The following is a 23,106-nucleotide window of genomic DNA, read 5'->3' as shown; positions in this document are numbered from 1 at the left end:
TTCGCAGTGGGCCCGGGTTTCATGTTAGCGGTGGACACGTGGACCCGCGTGTCACCCTCTTCGAGCCCCGGACGAAGCTTCCCGATGAACCGGGAAGTTTCCCGAGCCCCTTCGATGAGCTGGGGCCCTCGGCGCTCGCGCGGCAGGCCGCGGAGGTCCTCCAGGCGGAGCTCCGCTCGCGGCACCTCGCCGCGGACGTGCCGCTGTCCCTGCTGGAGAGTCCCGAAGGCGGGAAGATGTTCGGCGTGCTGGTGGTGCGCCGGCCCGATGGACGCGTCGGGTTCCTGCGAGCCTTCTCGGGGATGCTCGCCGGACGCTGGGACCTCGAGGGCTTCGTTCCACCGCTGTTCGACCGTGAGGCCCGAGCACGCCTGGAGCCCGAGGGCGAGGCGACGGTGAAGGCACTGCTGGCTCGCTCCGAAGCCCTGGGGTCCGAGCCCGAGTTCATCGCGCTTCGGGCCGCACATGAGGCCCAGTCGGCTCGACACACCGCGGAGCTCACGGCGCTGCGTGAGCGTCACGAGGCGCGTCGAAAGCAGCGTCATGCACGTCGGGCGGAGCTCACGAGGACGCGGCCATCTCCCGAGCATCCAGGAGTTCCCATGGACTCCCATCCCCCTGGGGAGCGAGGAGGCCCGGCCGAATCAGCGCGGCCTCTCGAGTGGCCCGCTCGGGATGAGACGGCCGCGCGGGAGCGGCGGGGTTCAGCCGATTCGATGGACACCAACGCACCGGATACGCGGGACGAGGCCGCGCAACGCGCCGCGCTCCATACGCTCGACCAGGAGAGTCGAGGGGACAAAGCCGAGCGACGCCGTCTGGAAGCCACCCACGCGGAGGAGCGACAGCGAATCGAGCCGCAGCTCGCGCGACGGGAACGACGACTCCGCGCCCTGGAGCGCCTGCGCCACATGGTGAGTCGCGCGCTCATGCGGCGCATCCACGACACCTACGCCATCACCAGCGCGCGAGGCGAGCGTCGCCTCCTGCGAACCCTCTACGAGCGCGGCCAGCCGCCCTCCGGTGCCGCCGACTGTGCCGCGCCCAAGTTGCTCGCATACGCGCATGCCCACGGGCTGCGCCCCATCGCGCTCGCGGAGTTCTGGTGGGGCGCACCACCTCCAGCAGGAGGACGCGTCTCCGGCGCGTACTACGCCGCCTGTCGCGACAAGTGCGGTCCCCTGCTCCCCTTCATGCTGGAAGGACTTCAGGTCGCGCCGCCACGAACCTTCGTGCCGCCACCCGCTGCCCCTGGCGCGCTGACCGTCCTGTTCGAGGACCCGTGGCTCGTCGTCATCGACAAGCCCCACGGGCTGCTGTCCGTGCCTGGGCGCGAAGAGTCGCTCACGGACTCCGTGCTCACGCGGCTTCGGGCGCGTCATCCCGAGGCCACCGGCCCGCTCCTGGTACACCGACTGGACCTGGACACGTCGGGCCTGATTGTCGCGGCGCTCGACTCACGCACGCATGCGGCACTGCAGAGCCAGTTCGTGCACCGTGAAGTGCGCAAGCGCTACGTCGCGTGGGTGGAGGGACTCATCCAGGAGGACCAGGGCCGCATCGACTTCCCGATGCGCGTCGACCTGAATGACCGCCCTCGACAGATTCACGACACCGTCCACGGCAAGTCCGCCGTGACGGAGTGGCGAGTCCTCGAACGGCGCGACGGGCGAACCCGCGTGGCCTTCTTTCCGCTCACGGGAAGGACTCATCAGCTCCGGGTCCATGCCTCGCATCCGCTCGGGCTCGGTGCACCCATCGTCGGCGACCGGCTCTACGGCCGCGGGGGAGCGCGACTCATGCTCCACGCGGAGTCGCTCACCCTCCAGCATCCAGGGACAGGGGCAAGCATCACCTTCGACTGCCCCGCGCCCTTCTGACTCATTCGCGAGGCGATTCGGGCGGTGACTCCATCGCCTTGTCAGCACGGGGGCTCGGTGTGGAGAAGCGCCGGAGCATTCGCTCCAGCAACATGGGTGCTCCGCTTCGCAAGGTCGACACGGCGACGACACCCGCGAACCCAGCGAACGCCACCCCCATGGCGGCAAGCGCGGAGAGGCGGTTGCCGTATCCAGCGAGGGCGAGCCCCACCAGCAGCAGCACATGGCCCAGATACCAGGTCAACGCCAGGCGCCCCGTGGACACCAGCGCCTCCTGAAGGCGTCGCGGGAGGTGGTCCCCCAGCACGAAGCCGCCACCCAGGACCAGGCAGGCGATGCCCAGCGCGGAGAGCATGAACAACGGCATGGGCGGAATGGAGTGCGTACCGAGGAGCGCCGTCACGATTTGTGCCCCCAACCGCTCACCCATCGCGCTTTGAATCGCGAGCTTCACCAGCCCCGCCGAGGCGACCTCCGCCAGGACGAACAGCCAGATGCCCGCCCACAGCATTCGCCGCTGCGTGGCCCTGTCGCGCCAGTCGAGCCGGGCCAGCCGCAGGCCCAGGACGAAGAACGCCAACCAGGGGAGCAAGGGCCGAAAGCCATCGACCCCCAGGTTGAGGACAAAACCGGAGGGAGTCCAAAGGCCCCGGTAGGTGAGCGTGGCCCAGTCCCAACGGGCATCCCAGTCCACGAGGAGGGCCGCGAGCGGAAAGAGGAGGATGAGCGCGGCCACGAGCCCCGAGAGGGCCTTGGATGACCAGCGGTGCAACCACGGCGCGGCGAAGAGCGCGACGCCGTAGAGCCGCAAGATGTCGCCAGGCCACACGATGAGGTTGAGAACTCCCAGCCCGCCCAGGAAGAGGGCTCGACGCCACAGCACGCGACGTGAGTCGGTGGTTTCCCGTCGCGAGAGCAGCTGCCCCACCCCCAGGCCCGCCAGGAGGACGAAGGTGGCGGCGGCGCGCCCTTCGGTCAGGTTGAACACGATGCGCTCCCAGCCCGAAAGGCCAGAACTGGGAGGCCCGAGAACGAGGAACGCATGCACCACGAACATCCCGAAGATGGCGCATGCACGAGCGATATCGATGCCGCGAAGCCGCTCCGTGGGATTCGGGGTCATCGTGGGCGCGCCTTCCTGGCGCCAGCGGGGCGCCCGGTGCCATGGCCGTGGAGCAGCGTCTCGTGAAGTGTTCGAGCGGCATCGTTCGCGGCGAGGTCACCCTGGGCGACCGACGTCCAGGCCGCATACAGAAGCGCCTCGAAGGTGGCGAACAACCACGCGCTCGGCAGGTCCTGGCGCAGCACGCCTTCGTCCCTGGCGCGAAGCAGGATGCGCATGAGTTGTTCGTCCACCCGGGCTTCAGCGGCCTTGAGCGAAGGCTCCTGGCTCAGCTCGGAGACGACCAGGAGGAACCGGAGCCTGTCGCCCCAGGGGGTCAGCGCGCCCACCAGGGACTCCAGGGCCACATCGGGAGCCAGCCGCTCGAACCGGTGCGCCTTCAACGCCTGTTCGAGCTGCACCAGGGAGTCCAACCCCGCCTCGCGGATGAGCTCCTCGCGGGAGCTGAAGTACCGGTGAAGCGTCGCCCGTCCGACTCCCGCGGACCGGGCCACATCGACGAGTGACGCGGAGGGGTCCACCGCGAACGCACGAGCCGCCGCGCTCAAGATGCTCGCTCGAGTATCCGAGCCAGACGCTACGGAGGGAGGGGCGCCGGCTCTTGTCCGTCTCATGTGAGACAACTTAGTCTCACATGAGGCACGAGGCAAACCTCGGGCCCGCGCACGGCTCTACACCCGTGCGCGGCGGCCACGCGCCACGAGGAGGCCCTTCACGAGCCTCCTCGTCACACACTCAGCTCTCAGCGGTCTGTGCGGCTTCCTCGGAGGACACCGCCTGCGGCGCCTCGGGCAGCGGTTCGGCGGGCAACGGCACGCCCACCGACGCGGCGGGCTTCACGCCCAGCTCCCGCGTCAGCTTCGGATTCACGCCCGTCTCCGCCAGCAGTCGCTCGAGCTGGATGCGCGCTCGCCGGTTGTCCCGGTGCACACGCCTGGCGAGGATCAGCTCGTTCTTCAACGAGTGCTCCCAGCCCGTCAGCTCCGTCACCGTCACCTGATAACCGAACGACTCCAGCGTCAGCGCGCGGATGACGTTCGTCAGGTGCGAGCCGAACTCGCGCCGGTGCCACGCATGCGCGTACAGGAGGCCCATGCTCCCGTGGGCCGCCTGCCGGTGCTCCTTCAGCTGCGCGGCGACCTCCGCCTGACAGCACGGCACCACCGCGACGTGGTCCGCGCCATGCCGGACCGCCGCGATGAGCGCGTCGTCCGTGGCCGTGTCACACGCATGCAGCGCCATCACCAGATGGACGCGCTCCGGATACGCCGCCTGGTCGATATGCGCCGTCTGGAACTGCATCCGTGAGAAGCCCAGCCGCTCGGCGCGCCCCTTCGCGCGCTCGGTCAGCTCCGGCCGCCCCTCCACCGACAGCAACGTGCCCGTGGCCGCGTCCTTCAGGAACAGCTCGTAGAGCACGAACCCCAGGTACGCGTTGCCGCTGCCCGCGTCCACGAACACGGAGGACTCGGGATGACGCGCCTTCACGTCCTCCACCGCCGGACGTAACAAGCCCATCAGGTGGTTGACCTGCTTGAGCTTGCGCAGCGCATCCGCGTTGAGGTGACCCTCGCGCGTGAGCAGGTGCAGCTCACGCAGAAGCGCCTGCGACTGGTCCGGCAGGAGCTCCCGCCGGACCTGTGAAGCCTTGACGTTGCGCCTCAGATGGACACCACCTCGAGGACCTCGGGAATGATTTCCCGAAGGCGCCCCTCGATGCCCATCTTCAGCGTCGCCGTCGACGACGGACAACCCGCGCACGAGCCCTTCATGTGCAGGTAGACGATGCCGTCCTCGAAGCGGTCCAACGTGATGTCGCCACCATCCATCGCGACCGCCGGACGAATCTCCGCGTCCAGAATGTCCCGGATGCGGGCCTCCACCGAACCGCCACCGTCGCTCGCGGTCGCCTGACGCGCCGCCGCGATGGCTTCCTCGTCCACCACCGGCTCGTTCGCCGTGAGGTGCGTATCCAGCGTCTCCATCACCTGGTCATTCAGCTCGTCCCACTCACCCTCGTCACCCTTCGTCACCGTCACGAAGTTGGTGCCAATCATCACCGCCGTGACGCCGCGCACGTCCATGAGCTTGCGCGCCAGAGGCGACTTCGCCTGGGCATCCTGGGGATTCGTGATACTCACCGCGCCGCCCGCCAACAGTCGCCGATCCACCACGTACTTCAGCGTGCTCGGGTTGGGGGTCCATTCCAGCTGGATGTTCACCGACATGCAGTTCTCCTCGGTCCTCTCCTCTAAGGCGCTCGCGGCCCCATAGCAACCCGACCCTCGGGGAATCAAACCGGCGCTCCCCTCCCCGCCACGTCCGCTTCCCGTGACTCATCGGGAAATAAAAGAACAGCCCGAATTCGCGGCAGAAACGGAACTCCACTATGGTGGACGGACCTCTGCTCCCCTGGGAGCTTCACATGGCCATCAGTCCGCTGCGCCGACCCGTCGAGCAGGTCCAGCCTCCGCCGCCCCGCATTCCCGGAAGCGTGCTGGAGGGCCTGTTCGTGCGGGGCCTGAAGGCGTCGGGCCGGCTCGTGGAGGAGCTGGCCGCGCTGGGCTACGACATCAAGCGGCCGGAGATGGACTACCCCGTCCAGGTCTGGCAGCGCGCGGCGGCCCTCGCCCGGCAGGAGGCCTTCGGAGAGCTGAATGACGAGGAGGGCTACCGGCAGGTCGGCCGCACGCTCGTCAACGGCTTCGCGGAGACGCTGGTGGGACGCGTGGCGGCGGTGGCCCTGCCCATGATTGGCCCCGCCCGCGCCGCGGAGCGCATCCCCCGCTACCTGGCGATGATGGGCCGCGCGGACATCGAAATCACCATGTCCCAGGTGGGCGAGCGAGGCCGGCGGCTGCACATCACCGACCGCTACAACCGACCGGACCTGATGGCAGGTGGCCTGGAGCGGATGTTGGAGTTGGCCAACGCCCAGCCGCGAATCACGGTAGAGGAGCGCAGCGCGGACGGTTACCGTCTGCTGGTCCGCTGGTAACTCGCGCCCGGGTCGTCGACGGCGCCCACTGGAGCGCCCATGTCCTACCCCCCCCGACTCGCCCATCTCGCCACCCGCGCAGTGGTCGTCGCCAAGCTGGCCCCCACCTACGCCCAGGCGCACCAAATCGACGAGGAGGAGGCCGGAGCGCGGCTCTCCGCCGCCCTCGCCGGGAGGATGCTGCCCGCGCTGCTGGAGTCCGCGTGGGCCTCCATGAAGGGCACCGCGAAGCGGCTCAATGACGACGGGCTCCTGGAGAAGGTCGCCACCACCCTGTCGGATCGCCCCACCCGCCCGGGCCGCGTGGCGCCCGCGTCACCCGCATGGAGCGCGTTCCTCGTCCTGGCGGACCTGGAGGCCGGCACCGCCAGCGACGCGGCCCGCCGGGTCATGGAGTCCGAGGAGGGACGTCGACGAGGTGACGCTGGCCTGGCCGAAGCAGGCCGCTTCCTTGCCGCCGAATTGACACGCGGGAAGTAGGGGCCGGCCGGCCGTGGCAAGGGGGGCCCGCCGTCGTTATAGGCTGCCCCCACGAACCCACCGTGCGCCGACGCCGATGTCCACCCCGCTGCCCACCACCCTGCGCATCCTGCCCTCCATCCACGAGGTGCCCGCGTCCCTGTGGAACGGGCTCGTGGACGAGGCGGCCCTGCCCTTCCTGGAGTGGGCCTTCCTGGCCGCGCTCGAGGACAGCGGCAGCGCGGTGCCTGAGCGAGGCTGGCACCCCCGGCACCTGACGCTGTGGAGGGGTTCGCGCCTCGTCGCCGCCGCGCCCGCGTATCTCAAGGACGACAGCCAGGGAGAGTTCATCTTCGACGCGCCCTGGGCCACCGCCGCCGAGCGCGCGGGCCTGCGCTACTACCCGAAGCTCGTCTTCACCGTCCCCTTCACTCCCGCCACCGGCCGGCGCGTGCTGGTGGCGCCCGGCGAGGACCGCGCGGCCCGCGAGGCGGAGCTGTATGCCGGCGCCCTGGAGTTCGCCCGCGCCGAGCACCTCTCCGGCATCCACGTCCTCTTTCCCACCGAGGAGGAGCTGCCCGCGCTGGAGGCCCAGGGCTTCGCCCTGCGGCTGGGCGTCCAGTACCAGTGGCGCAACGCCGGCTACCAGTCGATGGAGGACTTCCTCGCCCGCTTCCACTCCAAGCGGCGCAACCAGCTGCGGCGGGAGATGCGCGCCCCCGCCGAGCAGGGCCTGACGCTGCGCACCCTGCGAGGCGAGGCCCTCCAGTCGGTGGACGTGGACACGCTGTACCGCCTCTACGTCTCCACGGTGGACAAGTACCCGTGGGGCGCGCGCTTCCTCACGCGCGACTTCTTCGCGCGGATGCTCTCCAACTTCCGGCACCGCTGCGAGCTGGTGGAGGTCCGGAGGGAAGGGGCGCTGGTGGCCGGCGCGTTCAACTTCAGGGCGCCCCAGGTCCTCTACGGCCGTTATTGGGGCTGCTTCGAGGAGCATCCGTTCCTGCACTTCAACGTCTGCCTCTACCACCCCGTGACGGAGGCGATTGGACAGGGGCTGACGCGTTTCGAACCTGGCGCGGGGGGTGAGCACAAGCTCACCCGGGGTTTCGAGCCTCGCCTCACGTACAGTGCCCACCTGCTCCTCCACCCCGGGCTGGAGCGGGCGGTGCGTGGCTTCCTGGAGCACGAGCGGGCAGCCGTCCGGGGAGGGCTGCCTCAGTGGCGGGCGGAGACAGGTTTCAAGGGAGAGGCCTGAAACGGCCCGCTTCCGCGGTCATCAAAGGGAGTCCGAAGAACCTATGGCGCAGAAGGACGAGCACGATAGCTCCGTCGTCACGGAGACCGTACCCAAGCAGAAGCTCAAGAAACCGACGCTCTACAAAGTGCTTCTGCACAACGACAATTACACGACGCGTGAGTTCGTGGTGGCCGTCCTGAGGGAGGTCTTCCACAAGTCGGAGTCGGATGCCGTGCAGATCATGCTGCACGTTCATTACAACGGAGTCGGAGTGGCCGGCGTCTATACGTTCGAGGTCGCCGAGACGAAGCTCAAGACGGTGGAGGCCGCGGCTCGGGACAATGGGTTCCCGCTGCGGCTCTCCATGGAACCCGAGGAAGGTTGAACCGTGGCAGGACCGCTGATTGCCAAAGAGTTGCAGGCCAGCTTCCGCACCGCCCTGGAAGAGGCGCGGAAGATGAGCCACGAGTACCTGACGCTGGAACACCTGCTCCTCGCGCTCACCAAGGACTCGCGCACGCGCGAGGTCCTGAAGGCGTGTGGGGCCAACGTGAAGCGCCTCCAGGAGCGGCTCGTCTCCTTCCTGGAGGAGACGGTCGAACGCCTGCCGGACGGGGTGGAGGCCGAGCCGCAGCAGACGATTGGCGTGGAGCGCGTGCTCCACCGCGCCGCCATGCACGCCCTGTCCGCCGAGCAGAAGCTCATCGACGGGGGCGACGTGCTGGTGGCCCTCTTCCGTGAGGAGGAGAGCCAGGCCCTCTACCTGCTCCAGCAGGAGGGAGTCACCCGGCTGGATTTGCTCAACTACATCTCCCACGGCATCTCCAAGGACGAGGAGGCCGGCGACGACGATGCGTCCGAGGCCGCCCCGGGCGGAAACGCGCCCGCGGGTGACGACGACGAGGGAGAGTCCCCGCGCAAGAACCCGCTGGAGGTGTACACCACCCAGCTCAACATCGAGGCCAAGGAGGGGCGAATCGACCCGCTCATCGGCCGCGACAAGGAGCTGGAGCGCACCATCCAGGTGCTCAGCCGCCGCCGGAAGAACAACCCGCTCTACGTGGGCGAGGCGGGCGTGGGCAAGACGGCCATCGCGGAAGGGCTTGCGCTCTACATCCACGAGGGCCGCGTCCCGGAGCCGCTGAAGAACGCCGTCGTCTACTCGCTGGACATGGGCTCGCTGCTCGCGGGCACCAAGTTCCGCGGCCAGTTCGAGGAGCGGCTCAAGGGCGTGCTCAAGGCGCTCCAGGAGCAGAAGGACGCCATCCTCTTCATCGACGAAATCCACACGATTGTCGGCGCGGGCGCCACCAGTGGCGGCTCCATGGATGCGTCCAACATCCTCAAGCCGGCGCTCGCGAGCGGGAAGCTGCGCTGCATCGGCTCGACGACGTACCAGGAGTTCAAGTCGTCCTTCGAGAAGGACCGCGCGCTGTCGCGGCGCTTCCAGAAGATTGAGGTCGCCGAGCCCTCCGTCGAGGACACCGTCCTCATCCTGGAGGGACTGAAGAGCCGCTACGAGGAACACCACGGCGTGAAGTACACGCCGGAGGCGATTCGCGCGGCGGCGGAGCTGGCGGCCAAGCACATCAATGACCGGTTCCTGCCGGACAAGGCCATCGACGTCATCGACGAGACGGGCGCGGCGGAGAAGCTCAAGCCGGAGGGCGTGCGCACCAACACCGTCACCGGCGCGGACGTGGAGGCAGTCGTCGCGAAGATGGCGAAGATTCCCGCCAAGAGCGTGTCCGCCAGCGAAGGCGTCCAGCTCCAGAATCTGGAGAAGGAGCTGCAGGCGGTCATCTTCGGGCAGGACAGCGCCATCAAGGACCTGGTCGGCGCCATCAAACTGGCGCGCTCGGGTCTGCGCGCGCCGGAGAAGCCCATCGGTTCGTTCCTCTTCTCGGGCCCCACGGGCGTGGGCAAGACGGAACTGGCCAAGCAGCTCGCGCAGACGTTGGGCGTGGAGTTCCTGCGCTACGACATGAGCGAGTACTCGGAGAAGCACACGGTGAGCCGGCTCATCGGCGCGCCTCCGGGCTACGTCGGGTTCGACCAGGGCGGCCTGCTCACGGACGCGGTGCGCAAGCATCCGTACGCAGTGGTGGTGCTGGATGAAATCGAGAAGGCCCACCCGGACCTCTTCAACATCCTGCTCCAGGTGATGGACCACGCGACGCTGACGGACAACAACGGTCGCAAGGCCGACTTCCGCAACATCGTCCTCATCCTCACCACCAACGCGGGTGCCCAGGAGATGAGCACCAAGTCCATCGGCTTCGGCGATTTGACGAAGCCGGCCGACGCGATGCGCGCGAAGAAGGCGATTGAGCGCACCTTCACGCCGGAGTTCCGCAACCGGCTGGACGGGTGGATTCTCTTCTCCGGTCTGCCGCCTGAAATCATCCTCAAGGTGGTCGACAAGGAAGTCCGCCTCCTCCAGAAGATGCTGGATGAGAAGAAGGTGAAGCTGGAGCTGACGCCGGCCGCCCGCGCGTGGCTGGCCGAGCATGGCTATGACCCGGCCTTCGGTGCCCGGCCCATGGCGCGCCTCGTGGACAACGCGCTGAAGAAGCTCCTCGCGGAGGCGCTGCTCTTCGGTGACCTGAAGAACGGCGGCACCGCCCGCTACGACGTGGACCCGGGTGGCGAGGGGCTCAAGCTCCAGGCCATTGCGGTGCAGCCCGAGCCCGCGCTGGCGTAGCAGCCCGCGCGCGGACGTCCGGAAATGACGAGGCCCCGATTCCCAGGTGAGGGAGTCGGGGCCTCTTCGCATCCAGGGTGCCGCCGGGCGGCGCTACTCGACGCGGTAGATTTTCACCGCGCTGGAGAGCTGCTCGGAGATGATTTGCAGCGTGGTGGCCGCCTCACCCGTGGAGCCGATGCGGGCCACCGTCTCATCCATCATCTTGGAGAGGTCATTCACGGCCAGGGTGATTTGATTGATGCCCACGTTCTGCTGGCTCACGGCGGCGGCAATCTGACGGACGGCGGCGGCGTTGTCCTGGACGATGGACGACAGCTCGCGCAGGTTCTGCCCGCTGGTGCGCACCTGGGCCAGGCCCGCCTCCATGCGCTCGGCGCCGCGCTCGGTGATTCGCACCGCGGCCGTCACCGAGTTGGCGATGTCGTCCAGGAGCTCGCGCACCCGCGTGGTCGCCTGGATGGACTGGTCCGCCAGCGCGCGGATTTCTCGCGCCACCACGCCGAAGCCCTTGCCGTGTTCCCCCGAGCGCACCGACTCAATCGCCGCGTTGAGCGCGAGCATGTTGGACTGGTCCGCCAGGTCCTTCACCGTCTGGGTGATGCCGCCAATCTGCTGCGTGCGCTCGCCCAGCTCGAGAATCTTCTGGGCAATCTCGCCCACCTGGACGCGGATGTCGTTGAGGCCCGCCATCGTCTGCTCAATCGCGGCCTCACCCGAGCGGGCCAGCGCATCCGCGCGCTCCGCCACCGACAGCACGCTCTCCGCCTTCTGCGCGGCCAGCATGGAGGTCTGCTTGATTTCCTGCGCCGTGACTTGCGTCTCCTGGAGCGCGGCGGCCTGACGGGAGATGGTCTGCGCCTGGTCCGTGGAGGAGGTGTTGAGGTGCTCGGTGGACTGCGTGAGCGCCTGCGCCGCCTGCTGGAGGTTGAGCGTCACCTCGCGCAGCCGGGCGACCATCTGCGCGAAGGAGTTGGCCAGCCGGCCCACCTCGTCGCCGCTCTTCACCTGGATGGGACGGGTGAGGTCTCCGGACTCGACGATGTGGCCGGCGACCTCCGTCAGCTCACGCATGGGCCGGACGATGCTGCGCCCGAAGGCCGCCGCCACCGCCACGCCCAGAGCGACGAGGAGGAGCGCGAAGCCCATCATCCGCCAGCGCAGCGCGGACACCAGCTCGTCGATGTGGTCCCGGGAGATGCCCACGTGCACCGCGCCCAGCCGGCCACCGGCCACCGGCGCCGACACGTTCATCGCGTGGAGCGTCTTCCCCTCGGATTCGACCTCCAGCACGGCGCCCCAGCCCGTCTCCGCGCTCACCTCGCCCTGCGCCGCCGTCGCCTCCTTCAGCGCTTGCGGAAAGGCGCCGGGGAGGCTGTGCGCCAGGACGTTGCCGGTGGCGTCCGCCAGGAAGACGTACGTGATGTCCTCGCTGGTGCGCGACACGTCCAGCATGGGCTGGAGCGCGGCGATACCCGCCGTCACACCCTGCTCGGCGGCCACCGCCAGGCTGCGGGACAAGAGCTGCCCCTCTCCCATGTGGCTGTCGATGAGGTCGCTCTCCAGCCGCCGCGTGGCGATGCCGGTGAGGATGGCGGCCACCGTGGCGCTGACGAGCGTGGTGACGAGGACGAGCTTCGGCGCCAGTCCGAGCGACTGACGGAACTGCTGGCCAAGCTGCGTGGTGAACGAGGTCTGTTCGGTGCTCACGGCATCACCACCCGGAAAACTTCGGGACGACGCCCGCGCGAGCGCGGGGCGAATGCGAACGACTCGGGACTAGCATGCACGGGCGAGGTCATCGGCCCACTCCGCCCTCTCCGCGCCCACCGGAGCGGAAGTTGGGAGGGATGCAGCTCTGGAGGATGAGGTCCGGCACGGAGGCCAGCGGCACGCCCTGGTCCGTGGCGCGCAACTCCAGCGCCGCGCGCGGCATGCCGTAGACGACGGACGTGGCCTCGTCCTGGGAGAAGGTGACACCCCCGGCGTTGCGGATGGCCAACAGGCCCCGCGCGCCGTCCTCGCCCATGCCGGTGAGCACCACGCCACCGCTGCGCCGGCCGAACGCCGAGGCCAGCGACGACAGCAGCACATCGCCGTTGGGACAGGGCCCTCCCCGGCTGCGCTGCATGCGCGCGAGGCCCGCGGAGTCCACCAGCAAGTCCTGCCCATCCTGGGGGAAGTACACCCTGCCCGGCTCCAGCCGCTCGCCGTCCCGGGCCACGTCCACCGTCAGCGGCGTCACCTGGGACAACCAGCGCACCATGCCCTGGGTGAAGCCCACGGTGATGTGCTGGGCGATGAGCAGCGGCACCGGCAGGTCCCGGGGCAGCTTGGACAACAGCTCCGCCAGCGCGGGCGGGCCTCCGGTGGAGGCCACCACGCCGAAGACGTCCACCCGCGCGCCGATGGGCGGCGGCGTCACGGAGTTGGCGCGCTGGCGGCGGGAGATGACGGGCACCTCCGCCATGAGGCACACCGAGTGGGCCAGGTCGCGCCCCCACCGGCGCAGCTCCTCCACGTTGGTGACGTTGGGCTTGCCGATGAGCTCCAGCGCGCCGGCGCTCATCGCCTGGAAGCCCAGGTCCACGCCGCGCTGCTCCGCCACGGCGCTCACCACCAGCACCCGCGCGGGGGACTGGGACATGATGGCCGCGATGGCCGCCGGCCCGTCCAGGCCCGGCAACAGCAGGTCCATGGTGATGACGTCTGGACGGAGCAGGCGCGCGAGCTGCACGGCCCGGTTGCCATCCCCAGCCCGACCGACGACCTCGATGCGAGAGTCCTCGGTGAGCAGGGCCGTGAGCGTATTGGCCATGGTGGGCGAGTCGTCCACCACCAGCACGCGAATCGGGCGACGGGTGTTCATGCGCGCCCTCCCCTGCGACTCATCACGTCGAGCACCTCGGCGAGGAGCCGACCCGCGGCACACTCGCGCTTGCTGAGATAGCCATCCGCGCCCGCCGCCATGCCCCGCTCCCGCGCGGCGGCACTGTCGTGCGCGGAGACGAGGATGACGGGCAAGGACGACGTCTCCTTCTTCTCGCGCAGGCGGGCGATGAGCTGCGTTCCGTCCATCTCCTCCATGTCCAGGTCGCAGATGACGACGTCGTACGTGTCCGTCGCCAACCGGTCCAGGGCGCGTGCGCCACTGGCCGCCAGGTGCACGCTGAAGCCACCCGCCTCCAGCATGGCCCGGTGCAGCGCGCGCGCGGTGAGCGAGTCGTCCACCACCAGCGCCCGGCGCTGCGCGGCCACCGCGGCCTGCCCCGACTCCGTCACCAGCCAGTCCGGCCGGCAGATGAGCAACAGCTCACCCCGGCTCAGCGTCGCCGCGCCCTGCCATGCGGGCACATCCCGCACCTCGGACGGCAGCGGGCGGATGACCAGGTCCCGGTCTCCCACCACGGCGTCCACGCCCAGCGCCACGCGCTTGCCACCACTCTGGACGATGAGCAGCGGCTGTCCCTCCACCGGAGGCGCCAGGGCCCGCAGGCCCAGCCGCGCGCCCAGGTCCACCACCGGCAACAACTGCCCCTGGTATTCCAGGTGCGCCTTGCGCTTGCCGATGCGCAGCGAGTCCGCGCGCGCCAGCTGCGTGGCCTCCACCGCCAGCATCGGCAGACCCACCAGCTGCTCCAGCGCGCGCACCACCAGCACCGGCGAGCTGCCCAGGTCCACCGGCAGCGTCATCACGAAGCGCGTGCCCTGGCCCGGCGTGCTGTTCACCTCGATGCGGCCCTGCAGCCCCTCCACCGACGCGCGCACCGCATCCAGGCCCACGCCGCGGCCGGAGGTGTCCGTCACGTCGGAGCGGGTGCTGAAGCCGGGGCGGAAGATGAGGTCCCGCACCTGGTTCTCGTTGAGCCGCTCCGCCTCGTCGGAGGTGACGACCCCGCGCGACTCGGCCACCTTGCGCACGCGAATCACGTCGATGCCCGCGCCGTCGTCCGAGCACTCCAGGAAGAGCAGGTTGCCCTGCTGCTCGATGCGCAACGTGAGCGCGCCCTCGTGGTGCTTGCCCGCCTTCTCGCGTTGGGACGGCATCTCCAGGCCGTGGTCCACCGCGTTTCGCAGCAGGTGCACCAGCGCGCCCTGGAGCTTCTCCAACAGGCGCCTGTCCAGCGACAACTCCGAGCCCACGACGGACAGCCGGGCCTCCTTGCCGAGCTGGCGCGAGAGGTCTCGCACCATGCGCTGGAGCGGGTCCAGAATCGTGCGCACCGGGCGCGTGGTGATGGCCTTCAGGCCATCCTCCAGCGCGTCGACGATGTCGCTCGTCTCCTCGCCATCGGTGCGCAGCGAGCGCGACGTGCCGGACAGCAGCGTGCGCGCCTCGGCCGTCTCCGCCAGCAGCCCCTGCTTGGCCAGCACCGTCACCACGCGGTCCAGCTCGCGGCCGCGCTCCTCCACCCGCAGGCGCACCTCGCGCAGCCGCTCCACCTCGCGCATCAGCGACGTCACCTGCCGCACGCTGACCCGCCAGCCCGTGTCCGCCGACTCCGGCACCGCGTCCTGCGGATTCAGCGCCGACGCGGCCTCCACCAGCGCATTCTCTTCGGGCGTCGCGGAGGGCTCGACGGGGGCCGACCCGGGGGCCGCGCCCGCCAGCAGCGCTCCCACCGTCTCGGGCGGGGGCCCTTCGGCCACCAGCTGCGCCAGCGCGGCGGCCGGGTCCGGCAGCGCGTCACCCCGCCCATCCGCGTGGGCCTGGGCGCGCAGCATGAAGAGGTCCAGGCCGTGCAGCAGCACGTCCACCACGGACCGGGGCATCTTGCGCGTGCTCGCCTTCAGCGGAGCCAGCGCATCCTCCAGCTTGTGGGCGATATCGCCCAAATCCTGAAGGCCCAGGCTGGAGGCACTGCCCTTGAGGGTGTGCAGGTGCCGGCCCAGCCGGACGTAGAGCCTGGCGAGCGCGCCCGCATCCAGGCCCTCTCGCTCCAGCTCCAGCAGGTCCATGGTGACCTTCTGGATGACTTCCTGGGCCTCCACGGCGAAGCCCGTGACGAGCCCCTGCAGCATCGGGTCAACGGGCATTGCGTCCTCCCGTCGAGCGCGTGGTGAACAGGCGCTTGAGGTCGATGAGGTGGATGAGCTGGCGGTCCTGGGTGAAGACCTCCATCACCGGCCCCTCGGCGCGCACGCGCGCGGCCTCCACCACGCTCATGGGCAGGGTGGTGGGCCGGGGAATGGCCTCACAGTCGAGCGCGCACAGCTCGCCGTCGCCTCGGTCCACCACCAGCAGCACCGCCGGGTCCTGCCGCCAGCCATGGCCTCCCAGCATGGACGCGAGGCTGAGCGCGGAGAGCACCTGGCCCTGGAAGCGCAGCACCCCGACGACATGGGGGGCGGACAGCGGCACCGGCGTCACCATGCGCAGCGGCAGCGCCGCGCGGAGCATCTCCAGGGAGAGCGCGTAGCGCTCCTCGCCCAGGGGGAACTCGGCGATCCAATGCACCGCCTCCTCGACGGTCGTCTCCGCCTGCTCACGCAGCCGGGACGCGCGCCGCTCCAGGAGTTCCACCGCCTCCTGCTCCTGAGCCTCCTCCATGCTCCGAGGAAGGATTTTCATTCGAGCGCCCCCAGGTTGAGGTAGGCGTCAGCGGACGCCTGATAGAACCGCGCCGGAAGGGCTTCGGGCCCGTCCACGAGCTGGTCCGGAGGAAGTCTCTCCGCGCGCATGCGCAGAGCCCGCATCAGCGGCACCGCCGCCTCGCGAGCCCCGGAGCGCTCGCGCAGGAGCGCCAGCTCCAACAGGCCCGGCAGATAGTCGGGCGCCTGACGCACCAGCGACTCCAGCACCGCCGACGCACCGTCCACGTCGCCCCCTTCGATTCGCTCCAGCGCCTCCAGGTGGAGTCGCGCGGGCGGCGGCGGCGGCGTCACCTGCGCGCGCACGGGCGCGGGCGTGGCCATGGGACGACGGATGAGGGGCGCGGGCGGCGCGGCGCGCTCCACGAAGCGGGGCACGGGCGTGGGCGAGGCGGACTCGCCCGGCCCCAGCAGACGGAACGTCTGGAGCTCCGGCGTGCCCTCGCGAACCATGCCCGCGGGCACCCGGTCCGCTTCCACGGCGCCCAGGAAGAGCAACCCGCCGGGATTGAGCGCCCGGGCCAGCAGGGCGATGGCCGCTTCCCGCGCGGACAGGGAGAAGTAGGTGAGCACGTTGCGGCAGAAGATGAAGTCGAAGCGGCCAAAGCGCTCGGGCAGCGGCGCCAGCAGGTTGGACTGCGCGAAGGAGGTGATGCGCCGGACGACGGGGAGGATGGTGACCTGTCGGTCCACGCCGTCCAGGTAGAGCGGGAAGAGGCGGGGCGCCGACTCGCGCCGGGACCAGGTGCCGTACGAGGCACGCCGCGCCGTCTCCAGGCTGGCCTCGTGCAGGTCCGTGCCCAGCACCTCCACCGGGAAGCCGTGGGGCACGGAGGCTTGCAGCGCGGCGGCCAGCGAGTACGCCTCCTCGCCCGTGGCGCAGCCCGCGCTCCAGCCGCGCAGCGCCAGCGAGCCCCGGCGCAGGGCCGCGGGCACGCCGACCTGGGAGAGGTAGCGGAAGTGCTCGGGCTGGCGGAAGAAGTACGTCTCCCCCACCAGGGCCGCGCGCACCAGCGTGCCGGACAGCGTCGACTGGGGAAAGAGCATCTCCCCCAGCAGGTCCGCCGACGAGCGTCCGCGCGCCAGCTCTCCACGCACGACGCGCTCCATCGCCTCGTTGGCGATGGCGTCGTCGCGGAAGCCGGTGATGGATGACACCACCTCCCGCGCTCGGGTCAAAAGCCGCGGGTCGAGCTCTGCGCTCATGCGCTCCGCCTGGCCTCCGCGGCCTCGACCATCCGAGGCAGCTCCCGCAGCAGGCCGCGCGCGACGAACACCCGCGGGTCCAGGATGGGCAGCAGGTGGCCACCCGAGCGCAACATGCCGATGAGCCCCTCGCGCAGCGGGCCGTGGTCCGCGCCGCCCACACGCTCGCGCCGGTCGATGTCCGCCGCCGCGTACTCCTCCGGGTCCTTCACCGTGTCCACCGCGAGCGCCAGCGCCACCCCGTCCACCTGGATGACCACCAGCATGCGCTCCACGCGCGGCATCGAGTGCTCCACACTCAGCCGCCGCGCCACGTCCAGCACGCACAGCGCCTCGCCCCGCACCTCCACGTATTCACGCAGGTACGAAGGCGCCGTGGGCAACGGCCGCGTCGCCGGGTGCAGCAGCACCTCGCGCACCGAGTCCAGGGGAATGGCGAACTCCAGCGTGCCCACCGTCACCCGCAGCACCAGCAGCGAGCCGGTGCGCGCGCGCCGCCGCGAGTTGGCCAGCGCCTCGCCCACGGCGAGCAGGAGTTCGTCGGCGCGGAAGGGCTTGGCCAGGAACGTCTCCGCCCCCAACCCGATGCACGCCTCCGCGCGGGACTTCTCCGAGGAGATGATGATGACGGGGATGTCCACCGTGGCGGAGTCGGACTTCATCCGCTGGAGGACCTCGTCACCGTCCATCTCCGGCATGGACAGGTCCAGCAACACTGCGGCGGGCCGCAGGCGGGACACCTTCTCCAGCGCCTCGCGGCCGTTGCTCGCCGTGTGGATGGTGTAGTGGCCGGAGAGGATGGCGCGCTCGAGCGCCAGGATGGCGTCGCTGTCGTCGACGAGCAGCAGGGACGGCAGGCTCACGGCATCAGGCCTTGGACAGGAACTGACGGACGGTCTCCGTCAGCTCGTGGTGGGACACCGGCTTCTGGATGAAGGCGTTGGCGCCCGCCTCCGTGCCGCGCTGGCGCAGGTCCACGCTCTTCTCCGCCGTCAACAGCAGGATGGGCACCGTGCGCAGCTGCGCGTTGCGGCTGGCCCTCACCTCCTTGACGAAGGTGATGCCATCCATCCCCGGCATGTTGATGTCCGCGATGACCAGATTCACCGGGACGAGCTGGAGGATTTTCAGTGCGCGTGTCGCATCGTCCGCCTCCAGCGCCTCCACCCGGAGGTTCATGAGGTAGATCTTGACGATGTTCCGAACGGTCGGGCTGTCGTCCACCAGCAAGACCTTGGTGCTGTTGGTGCTCACGGTGCCACGGCTCCTGCGCAAAGGCTCGCCCACGCGGCGGGATACCCCTGCGAAACGTTGGAGACTCTACCGTGAGGCCTCACACGGTAGATAGCGGGGGGGTCCGCCCGCCGTGACAGCGGGCGGGCAGGTGTCGGATGACCTCGGGGTTCGCCCCCTCCGGCCTACTCGCTCGCCGGCTTGGATGCTGCGGGCTGTGCCCCCTCGTCCGCCTTGAGGTCCACCGGCGGTGCGCCAATCGCGTGGTAGCCACCGTCCACGTGGATCATTTCGCCCGTGGTGGAGGGCAGCCAGTCGGACAACAAGGCGCACGCGGTCTTGGAGACCATGTCGTGGCTGTCCTTGGAGTTCCAGCCCAGGGGGGCCTGCTTGCCCCAGCCCTGCTCCAGCGCCTTGAAGCCGGGGATGCCCTTCGCCGCCATGGTGGCCAGCGGCCCCGCGGCCAGGATGTTCACCCGGATGCCCTTGGGGCCCAAATCGCGCGCCAGGTAGCGCGCGGTGGACTCCAGCGCGGCCTTGCACACGCCCATCCAGTCGTAGATGGGCCACGCCACGTTCTGGTTGTCGAAGTCCAGCGCGACGATGGAGCCGCCCGGGGGCATCAGCGGCATGCACGCCACGGCGAGCTCCTTCAGGGAGAACGCGGAGATGCGGAACGCCGTCTGGACACTCTCCCAGGGCGTGTTGAGGAAGTTGCCGCCCAGCGCGTCGTCCGGGGCATAGCCGATGCTGTGCAGCACCCCGTCCACCCGGCCCCAGCGCTGCTTGAGCGACTCCGTGAGCGCCGTGAAGTGGGCGGGGTTCGTCACGTCCAGCTCCAACACCTCGGTGCCCGCCTTGAGGCGCTTGGCGCTGCGCTCGGTGAGCGACTTGGCCCGGCCAAAGCCGGTCAGGACGATGTCCGCGCCCTGCGCGAGCGCGTGCTCGGCGATGCCGAAGGCGAGGGACTGGGGAGTGAGGACCCCGGTGATGAGCAGCTTCTTACCCTGGAGCAGCATGTGCGGCGGCCTCGTGGGAGAGGAAGGGGTGGGGAGCGGGCTGTCTAGCACTCCTTTCGCCCGAAACGGGACGAAACGGGCGATGGGAGTCCCCGGGTGTCCGGGTCTTCCCATCCCGGGGAGGAAGCAGGGTTTCGGTCCGTGGGAATTCCAAGGGTGAAGCTGCGCTCAACAGGGGCATGAATCCTCCTGCTCCCCTGAAGCGGCCATACCCCTGGGGTGCCACCCGAGGCTCAACAAAGATGCCGCGAAAAACCCCCAACGGGGCGCCCTTCCAGTAAAAGACGACACCGCCATGGCGAACTTCCAGGACACGTTCCTTTCCGGCGCCAACATCGACTTCATCGAGGGGCTCTACGCCCGCTATCTCGAGGACCCCGCCAGCGTGGATTCAAGCTGGCGCGAGGTGTTCGAGCGAAACGATGGTGCCGGCCGTCCCATCTTCAACGCGAAGCTGCTGGAGGCCCCCACGCCGGCCGCACCCGCGGCCAAGGCCAATGGCAAGGCTCCGGCCGCGGCCCAGACGCCCGCGCCCGCCGCCGCTGCCCCCGTGGCTCCCGCCAGCACGGCCCAGGCCCAGGCGCTGGAGCTGCAGTCGAAGGTGGACCAGGCGCTGTTCGCCTTCCGCCTGCGCGGCCACCTGCGCGCGAACCTGGATCCGCTCGGCCGCCCGCGCCCCGCGCTGGAGCACGTCGCGGACGTGGGCATGGTGGACGACAGCCACTTCTCCGCGCGCGAGCGTGAGCAGGAGGTGGAGAGCAGCAACACCTTCCCGCAGCAGCGCGTGAAGCTTGGCGACCTCCTGACGCGCCTGCACAGGACCTACACCGGCAGCATCGGCGTGGAGGTGATGCAGATCCTCGACAGTCAGCGCCGCCGCTGGCTGATGCAGCGGATGGAGCACAGCGAGAACCGCACGGACTTCACCGTGGAGGATCAGCGCCACCTGCTCACCAAGCTTTCCTACGCGGAGGGCTTCGAGAACTTCCTCCACACCAAGTACGTGGGCGCCAAGCGCTTCAGCCTGGACGGTGGCGAGGCGCTCATCCCCATGCTGGATGCCATCGCCGAGGTCGGCTCGGGCATGGGCCTGAAGGAGATCGTCATCGGCATGGCCCACCGCGGCCGGCTCAACGTGCTGACGAACATCCTGGGCAAGCAGCCCAGCCAGATTTTCAGCGAGTTCGACGGCCCCAAGGACCCCAAGGCGTACCTGGGTCGCGGCGACGTGAAGTACCACATGGGCTTCTCGTCGGACCACACCACGCGCCAGGGCAAGAACGTGCACCTGTCGCTGGCCTTCAATCCCAGCCATCTGGAGGCCGTCAATCCGGTGGTGGAGGGCCGCGTGCGCGCCAAGCAGGAGCGCGGCGGGGACACCGAGCGCGTGGGCGTCATGCCCCTGCTCATCCACGGCGACGCGGCCTTCATGGGCCAGGGCGTCGTCGCGGAGACGCTCAACCTGTCCGGCCTCAAGGGCTACGCGACGGGCGGCACCATCCACGTCGTCATCAACAACCAGGTCGGCTTCACCACCGACCCGCATGACTCCCGCTCCTCCATCTACGCCACGGCCATCGCGCAGATGCTGGACATCCCCATCTTCCATGTGAACGGGGATGACCCGGAGGCGTGCGTCCACGTGGCGCGGCTGGCGGCCGAGTACCGGCAGACGTTCCACAGCGACGTGGTCATCGACCTCATCTGCTACCGGCGCTACGGCCACAACGAGGGTGACGACCCGTCCTTCACCCAGCCGGCGATGTACGAGCTCATCCGCAAGCACCCGACGGTGCGCACGCTCTACGCGAAGGCGCTGGCGGAGCAGTCGCGCATCTCCGCGGAGGACTCGGAGGCCATCAAGCAGCGCTGCCTCCAGGAGTTCGACGCGGCGCTCGTCCGCGCGCGGCAGGAGAGCCAGTTCAAGGAGCCCAGCGCGTTGGAGGGCCTGTGGAAGCCCTACCAGGGCGGCTCGGTGAAGAACGCGCCCCAGGTCGCCACCCGCGTGGACAAGGCGAAGCTGCGCGGCGCGCTCCAGCAACTGAGCACGGTGCCCGAGGGCTTCCATGTCCACCGCGACGTGGAGCGCACCGTCATCAAGAAGCGCCTGGGCATGCTGGACAGCGAGGAACTGCAGTGGAGCGAGGGCGAGACGCTCGCCTACGCCACCCTGCTCTCCGAGGGCCACCCGGTGCGCCTGTCCGGTCAGGACTGCGAGCGCGGCACGTTCAGCCACCGCCACGCGGTGCTGCACGACGTGCAGACGGGCGAGGAGTACACGCCGCTCAAGCAGTTCGCCACCGGCCGCGCCAGCTTCCAGGTCGTCAACAGCGCCCTGTCGGAGATGGGCGTGTTGGGCTTCGAGTACGGCTACAGCCTGGACGTGCCGGACGGCCTCACCATCTGGGAAGCCCAGTTCGGTGACTTCGCCAACGGCGCGCAAATCATCATCGACCAGTTCATCGCGGCGGCGGAGAGCAAGTGGCGCCGGCTCAGCGGCATCACCCTGCTCTTGCCGCACAGCTACGAGGGCCAGGGCCCCGAGCACTCCAGCGCTCGCCTGGAGCGCTTCCTGGATTTGTCCGCCGAGGACAACATCCAGGTCTGCTACCCCACCACGCCCGCGCAGATCTTCCACCTCCTGCGCCGTCAGGTGCTGCGCCCGGTGCGCAAGCCCCTGGTCATCATGTCGCCCAAGAGCCTGCTGCGCCGGCCGGAGGCCACCAGCAAGCTGGACGAGCTGGCCACGGGCTCCTTCCAGGAGGTCATCCTGGACAAGGTCGCCCCGGAAGGCGTGACGCGGCTGCTGCTCTGCAGCGGCAAGGTCTATTACGACCTGGTGAAGGCGCGCGACGAGCGCAAGGACGACAGCATCGCCATCGTCCGGCTGGAGCAGCTCTACCCGTTCCCCTTCGACGAGCTGGCCAACCTGGTCGGCAAGCTGCCGAAGCTCGCGGAGATCTTCTGGGTGCAGGAGGAGCCCCGGAACGCCGGCGCGTGGCACTTCATGTTCCCGCGACTGCACGACCTGGCTTCGTCGCGCTCGCAGCAGCAGGTGAAGTTGGGCTACATCGGCCGCGCGGAGGCCGCCAGCCCCGCAACCGGCTTCCCCAAGACTCACGAAATCGAGCAACAGCTCATCATCGAGGAAGCCATCTTCCGAGGGACCAAGAATGGCCGTTGAACTGAAAGTGCCCCCGCTGGGCGAGTCCATCACCGAAGCAGTCGTCGGCAAGTGGAACAAGAAGCAGGGTGACGCGGTGTCCGCGGACGAGCCGCTCGTCGTCCTGGAGACCGACAAGGTCACCATCGACGTGCCCTCGCCCTCGGCCGGCTCCCTGGCCAGCGTCGCCTTCAAGGAGGGCGACAAGGTGCGCGTGGGTGACGTGCTCGGCCTCATCGAGGCGGGTGCCGGCGCTCCCGCCGCGAAGCCCGCCGCCGCTCCGGCTCCCGCCGCGGCTGCTGCCCCGGCCCCTGTCGCCGCCGCTCCCGCCGACGCTGGCGCGGACGCGCGGATGACGCCCACCGCCCGGAAGATGGCGGAGGACAACAAGCTGGACGTCACCCAGCTCAAGGGCAGCGGCACCGCCGGCCGCATCACCAAGGAGGACGTGCTCGGTCAGCTCAACCGCCCGGCCGCGCCTTCCCAGCC

21 protein-coding genes are annotated in these 23,106 nt (G+C 69.6%); 9 read left to right on the top strand and 12 right to left on the bottom strand.

Annotation, left to right across the window (positions count from 1 at the left end; genetic code table 11):
- Nucleotides 1-38 precede the first annotated feature (38 nt).
- Nucleotides 39-1,880, top strand: a complete 1,842-nt coding sequence (locus HR086_RS20680; protein ID WP_373564333.1) for a pseudouridine synthase — start codon at nucleotides 39-41, stop codon at nucleotides 1,878-1,880.
- 1 nt (nucleotide 1,881) lies between these two features.
- Here HR086_RS20680 and HR086_RS20675 read toward each other — a convergent pair whose 3' ends face one another.
- The 3 genes from HR086_RS20675 to HR086_RS20665 form a co-directional block, all read right to left on the bottom strand.
- On the bottom strand, nucleotides 1,882-3,003 hold the full coding sequence (locus HR086_RS20675) for a DUF418 domain-containing protein (protein ID WP_174457593.1): 1,122 nt from the start codon (nucleotides 3,001-3,003) through the stop codon (nucleotides 1,882-1,884).
- Nucleotides 3,000-3,551 carry a TetR/AcrR family transcriptional regulator gene (locus HR086_RS20670; protein ID WP_174457594.1) on the bottom strand — a complete coding sequence of 184 codons (552 nt, stop codon included), beginning with the start codon at nucleotides 3,549-3,551 and terminating at the stop codon, nucleotides 3,000-3,002. Before HR086_RS20670 ends, HR086_RS20675 begins: the two co-directional genes overlap by 4 nt.
- Before the next feature lie 187 nt (nucleotides 3,552-3,738).
- Nucleotides 3,739-4,521, bottom strand: coding sequence for an SAM-dependent methyltransferase (locus HR086_RS20665; protein WP_254625342.1), 783 nt, complete (start codon nucleotides 4,519-4,521; stop codon nucleotides 3,739-3,741).
- 3 nt (nucleotides 4,522-4,524) lie between these two features.
- On the opposite strand from HR086_RS20665, the gene HR086_RS49235 reads away from it, so the two are divergent.
- On the top strand, nucleotides 4,525-4,647 hold the full coding sequence (locus HR086_RS49235; RefSeq protein ID WP_256433652.1) for a hypothetical protein: 123 nt from the start codon (nucleotides 4,525-4,527) through the stop codon (nucleotides 4,645-4,647).
- Between the two features lie 17 nt (nucleotides 4,648-4,664).
- Here the strand turns inward: HR086_RS49235 and HR086_RS20660 are convergent, their stop codons facing one another.
- Nucleotides 4,665-5,231 carry a NifU family protein gene (locus HR086_RS20660; RefSeq protein ID WP_141645684.1) on the bottom strand — a complete coding sequence of 189 codons (567 nt, stop codon included), beginning with the start codon at nucleotides 5,229-5,231 and terminating at the stop codon, nucleotides 4,665-4,667.
- A 197-nt stretch (nucleotides 5,232-5,428) separates the two neighbouring features.
- On the opposite strand from HR086_RS20660, the gene HR086_RS20655 reads away from it, so the two are divergent.
- The 5 genes from HR086_RS20655 (at nucleotide 5,429) to clpA (ending at nucleotide 10,404) form a co-directional block, all read left to right on the top strand.
- Nucleotides 5,429-6,001: a DUF2378 family protein gene (locus HR086_RS20655; protein ID WP_141645685.1), complete on the top strand. Its 573-nt coding sequence runs from the start codon at nucleotides 5,429-5,431 to the stop codon at nucleotides 5,999-6,001.
- Nucleotides 6,002-6,040: 39 nt separating this feature from the next.
- Nucleotides 6,041-6,481, top strand: a complete 441-nt coding sequence (locus HR086_RS20650) for a hypothetical protein (protein WP_174466475.1) — start codon at nucleotides 6,041-6,043, stop codon at nucleotides 6,479-6,481.
- Nucleotides 6,482-6,557: 76 nt separating this feature from the next.
- On the top strand, nucleotides 6,558-7,718 hold the full coding sequence (locus tag HR086_RS20645) for a GNAT family N-acetyltransferase (RefSeq protein WP_141645687.1): 1,161 nt from the start codon (nucleotides 6,558-6,560) through the stop codon (nucleotides 7,716-7,718).
- 43 nt (nucleotides 7,719-7,761) lie between these two features.
- Nucleotides 7,762-8,085, top strand: coding sequence for an ATP-dependent Clp protease adaptor ClpS (locus HR086_RS20640; RefSeq protein WP_141645688.1), 324 nt, complete (start codon nucleotides 7,762-7,764; stop codon nucleotides 8,083-8,085).
- A gap of 3 nt (nucleotides 8,086-8,088) precedes the next feature.
- A complete protein-coding gene (gene clpA / locus HR086_RS20635) occupies nucleotides 8,089-10,404 on the top strand; it encodes an ATP-dependent Clp protease ATP-binding subunit ClpA (protein WP_174457596.1) in 2,316 nt (771 codons plus the stop codon).
- A 93-nt stretch (nucleotides 10,405-10,497) separates the two neighbouring features.
- Here clpA and HR086_RS20630 read toward each other — a convergent pair whose 3' ends face one another.
- The 8 genes from HR086_RS20630 to fabI all read right to left on the bottom strand — a co-directional run bounded on the left by HR086_RS20630 (nucleotide 10,498) and on the right by fabI (nucleotide 19,454).
- Nucleotides 10,498-12,114, bottom strand: a complete 1,617-nt coding sequence (locus HR086_RS20630; RefSeq protein ID WP_174466474.1) for a methyl-accepting chemotaxis protein — start codon at nucleotides 12,112-12,114, stop codon at nucleotides 10,498-10,500.
- A gap of 88 nt (nucleotides 12,115-12,202) precedes the next feature.
- On the bottom strand, nucleotides 12,203-13,273 hold the full coding sequence (locus HR086_RS20625) for a chemotaxis protein CheB (RefSeq protein WP_174457598.1): 1,071 nt from the start codon (nucleotides 13,271-13,273) through the stop codon (nucleotides 12,203-12,205).
- A complete protein-coding gene (locus HR086_RS20620; RefSeq protein ID WP_174466473.1) occupies nucleotides 13,270-15,441 on the bottom strand; it encodes a response regulator in 2,172 nt (723 codons plus the stop codon). The genes HR086_RS20625 and HR086_RS20620 overlap by 4 nt, the downstream gene beginning before the upstream one ends.
- Entirely contained in the window at nucleotides 15,431-15,976 is a 546-nt protein-coding gene (locus HR086_RS20615) for a chemotaxis protein CheW (RefSeq protein WP_141645693.1), read from the bottom strand. Before HR086_RS20615 ends, HR086_RS20620 begins: the two co-directional genes overlap by 11 nt.
- Nucleotides 15,973-17,202 carry a protein-glutamate O-methyltransferase CheR gene (locus HR086_RS20610; protein WP_174463188.1) on the bottom strand — a complete coding sequence of 410 codons (1,230 nt, stop codon included), beginning with the start codon at nucleotides 17,200-17,202 and terminating at the stop codon, nucleotides 15,973-15,975. Before HR086_RS20610 ends, HR086_RS20615 begins: the two co-directional genes overlap by 4 nt.
- Nucleotides 17,199-18,065: a response regulator gene (locus tag HR086_RS20605; RefSeq protein WP_141645695.1), complete on the bottom strand. Its 867-nt coding sequence runs from the start codon at nucleotides 18,063-18,065 to the stop codon at nucleotides 17,199-17,201. The genes HR086_RS20610 and HR086_RS20605 overlap by 4 nt, the downstream gene beginning before the upstream one ends.
- Nucleotides 18,066-18,069: 4 nt before the next feature.
- On the bottom strand, nucleotides 18,070-18,456 hold the full coding sequence (locus HR086_RS20600; RefSeq protein WP_141645696.1) for a response regulator: 387 nt from the start codon (nucleotides 18,454-18,456) through the stop codon (nucleotides 18,070-18,072).
- A 164-nt stretch (nucleotides 18,457-18,620) separates the two neighbouring features.
- Nucleotides 18,621-19,454, bottom strand: coding sequence for an enoyl-ACP reductase FabI (gene fabI / locus HR086_RS20595; protein WP_141645697.1), 834 nt, complete (start codon nucleotides 19,452-19,454; stop codon nucleotides 18,621-18,623).
- Between the two features lie 295 nt (nucleotides 19,455-19,749).
- Here fabI and HR086_RS20590 point away from each other — a divergent pair, with 295 nt between their 5' ends.
- Both HR086_RS20590 and HR086_RS20585 read left to right on the top strand, forming a co-directional pair.
- Nucleotides 19,750-22,638, top strand: a complete 2,889-nt coding sequence (locus HR086_RS20590) for a 2-oxoglutarate dehydrogenase E1 component (RefSeq protein WP_174457601.1) — start codon at nucleotides 19,750-19,752, stop codon at nucleotides 22,636-22,638.
- Nucleotides 22,628-23,106 (top strand): biotin/lipoyl-containing protein (locus HR086_RS20585; RefSeq protein WP_174466472.1); only part of this gene is annotated, 479 nt, incomplete at its 3' end. The genes HR086_RS20590 and HR086_RS20585, both read left to right, overlap by 11 nt.

This window comes from Myxococcus sp. CA039A (assembly GCF_013336645.1).
In the GTDB taxonomy this organism is placed as follows: Bacteria; Myxococcota; Myxococcia; order Myxococcales; family Myxococcaceae; genus Myxococcus; species Myxococcus llanfairpwllgwyngyllgogerychwyrndrobwllllantysiliogogogochensis.
The sequence above is the reverse complement of the archived record's forward strand: the minus strand, read 5'-3'. Positions and strand labels throughout refer to the sequence as shown.

What these genes read in the sequence shown, in the direction of transcription:
- HR086_RS20610 (WP_174463188.1), bottom strand. Translation starts at nt 17,202, where the DNA reads ATGAGCGCAGAGCTCGACCCGCGGCTTTTGACCCGAGCGCGGGAGGTG.
- HR086_RS20660 (WP_141645684.1), bottom strand. Translation starts at nt 5,231, where the DNA reads ATGTCGGTGAACATCCAGCTGGAATGGACCCCCAACCCGAGCACGCTG.
- HR086_RS20615 (WP_141645693.1), bottom strand. Translation starts at nt 15,976, where the DNA reads ATGAAAATCCTTCCTCGGAGCATGGAGGAGGCTCAGGAGCAGGAGGCG.
- HR086_RS20590 (WP_174457601.1), top strand. Translation starts at nt 19,750, where the DNA reads ATGGCGAACTTCCAGGACACGTTCCTTTCCGGCGCCAACATCGACTTC.
- HR086_RS20620 (WP_174466473.1), bottom strand. Translation starts at nt 15,441, where the DNA reads ATGCCCGTTGACCCGATGCTGCAGGGGCTCGTCACGGGCTTCGCCGTG.
- HR086_RS20645 (WP_141645687.1), top strand. Translation starts at nt 6,558, where the DNA reads ATGTCCACCCCGCTGCCCACCACCCTGCGCATCCTGCCCTCCATCCAC.
- HR086_RS20675 (WP_174457593.1), bottom strand. Translation starts at nt 3,003, where the DNA reads ATGACCCCGAATCCCACGGAGCGGCTTCGCGGCATCGATATCGCTCGT.
- HR086_RS20625 (WP_174457598.1), bottom strand. Translation starts at nt 13,273, where the DNA reads ATGAACACCCGTCGCCCGATTCGCGTGCTGGTGGTGGACGACTCGCCC.
- HR086_RS20655 (WP_141645685.1), top strand. Translation starts at nt 5,429, where the DNA reads ATGGCCATCAGTCCGCTGCGCCGACCCGTCGAGCAGGTCCAGCCTCCG.
- fabI (WP_141645697.1), bottom strand. Translation starts at nt 19,454, where the DNA reads ATGCTGCTCCAGGGTAAGAAGCTGCTCATCACCGGGGTCCTCACTCCC.
- HR086_RS20665 (WP_254625342.1), bottom strand. Translation starts at nt 4,521, where the DNA reads ATGGGCTTGTTACGTCCGGCGGTGGAGGACGTGAAGGCGCGTCATCCC.
- HR086_RS20640 (WP_141645688.1), top strand. Translation starts at nt 7,762, where the DNA reads ATGGCGCAGAAGGACGAGCACGATAGCTCCGTCGTCACGGAGACCGTA.
- HR086_RS20650 (WP_174466475.1), top strand. Translation starts at nt 6,041, where the DNA reads ATGTCCTACCCCCCCCGACTCGCCCATCTCGCCACCCGCGCAGTGGTC.